The sequence below is a fragment of the Streptococcus sp. SO4 genome, assembly GCF_030440055.1.
GTDB lineage: Bacteria > Bacillota > Bacilli > Lactobacillales > Streptococcaceae > Streptococcus > Streptococcus nidrosiense.
On sequence record NZ_JAQFJI010000027.1, the window covers coordinates 1 to 1,795 of the forward strand.

Annotated in this window: 1 protein-coding gene; it reads right to left on the reverse strand. The window is 44.5% G+C overall.

The window, feature by feature from the left end; genetic code table 11:
* Positions 1–251: 251 nt before the first annotated feature.
* The coding region (locus PCY08_RS09905) for an Ig-like domain-containing protein (protein ID WP_301560227.1) at positions 252–1,795 on the reverse strand (1,544 nt) is incomplete at its 5' end.

The window sequence follows — 1,795 nt, forward strand, 5'->3', positions numbered from 1 at the left end:
CTTTTGTGCCATGGTTTTCTCCTTTCGCTTTACAATTGGCTTGAACACCTTTATTGTATCGCGCTTGGAGTTTTTTTGGTATAACCTTCGACGCGCACCCGCATAGCGGGTGGTTTATTTGTCTCGCTCCGTGAGGTGCGAGACGGACTGAAAGTCACATAAATCAAAAAACCGTAAGAATTTCTTCTTACGGTTTTTCTAGCAATCTCATAGAATCAAGATTCTTAGATTTGCTTTATTTGAGTAATGGCTTACTCTTCTTCCTTACGTTTTTTAGAGATAAGGAGTCCTCCTGTCACTGCTGCAAGAAGTGCTAGTCCAAGTGAAGCGTTAGATTGTTTAGTACCAGTGTTTGGCAATTCTTTCGCTCCTGCTTTCTTAGCTGGTGCTTGAGCAGATGACTCTTTAGTTGCTTCTTTAACAACTTTATTAGCTGCAATTGTTGCTACTGAACCGTCCGCAAAGGTTACAACTACTGATCCGTCATTGTTCACCTTAACATCTGTCGCAGTTGGATTAGCTTTCTTAACTTCTTCAGCTACTTTAGCTTTTTCTGCATCTGTCAAGTTGTTAGGATCTACTACTGGAGTAAGAGCCGGTACTTTAGCATTATCAGCCTCTTTACCACCCACATTAACATTACTTACTGTTACTGTAGTTGTAGCTGATGTATTTCCTGATTCGTCTGTTGCTGTTACAGAAACTGTATCACCAGCATTCAAACCATTTACTGGAATACTGAACTTACCGTCTTTATCTGCTTTCGCTGATACTTTAGTTCCATCTGGAAGAGTTACTTCGACTGTTGAACCGGCTTCGGCTGTACCTGTAATTGCTTTATCACCAGCCTTAACTGGGTTCACAACTGGGGCATCTGGAGCTGTCTTATCATCGGCTTTCGCTACTGTTGCTGTAGTTGGTGCTGATGTGTTGTTTGAAGCATCTTTTGCTGTAACAGAGACTGTTTGACCTTCTTCCAAGCCACTTACTGGAACGCTGAAGTTACCATCTTGGTCGGCTGTTGCTGATGCTTTAGTGCCATCTGGAAGAGTTACTTCGACTGTTGAACCGGCTTCAGCTGTACCTGTTACTGCTGTGTCACCAGCTTTAACTGGGTTCACAACTGGGGCATCTGGAGCTGTCTTATCATCGGCTTTCGCTACTGTTGCTGTAGTTGGTGCTGATGTGTTGTTTGAAGCATCTTTTGCTGTAACAGAGACTGTTTGACCTTCTTCCAAGCCACTTACTGGAACGCTGAAGTTACCATCTTGGTCGGCTGTTGCTGTTGCTTTAGTGCCATCTGGAAGAGTTACTTCTACTGTTGAACCGGCTTCAGCTGTACCTGTTACTGCTGTGTCACCAGCTTTAACTGGGTTCACAACTGGGGCATCTGGAGCTGTCTTATCATCTGCTTTCGCTACTGTTGCTGTAGTTGGTGCTGATGTGTTTTTAGCTGCGTCTGTTGCTGTTACAGATACGGTTTGACCTTCTTCCAAGCCACTTACTGGAACGCTGAAGTTACCATCTTGGTCGGCTGTTGCTGATGCTTTAGTGCCATCTGGAAGAGTTACTTCTACTGTTGAACCGGCTTCAGCTGTACCTGTTACTGCTGTGTCACCAGCTTTAACTGGGTTCACAACTGGGGCATCTGGAGCTGTCTTATCATCGGCTTTCGCTACAGTTGCTGTAGTTGGTGCTGATGTGTTTTTAGCTGCGTCTGTTGCTGTTACAGATACGGTTTGACCTTCTTCCAATCCGCTAACTGGAACACTGAAGTTACCATCTTGGTCTGCGG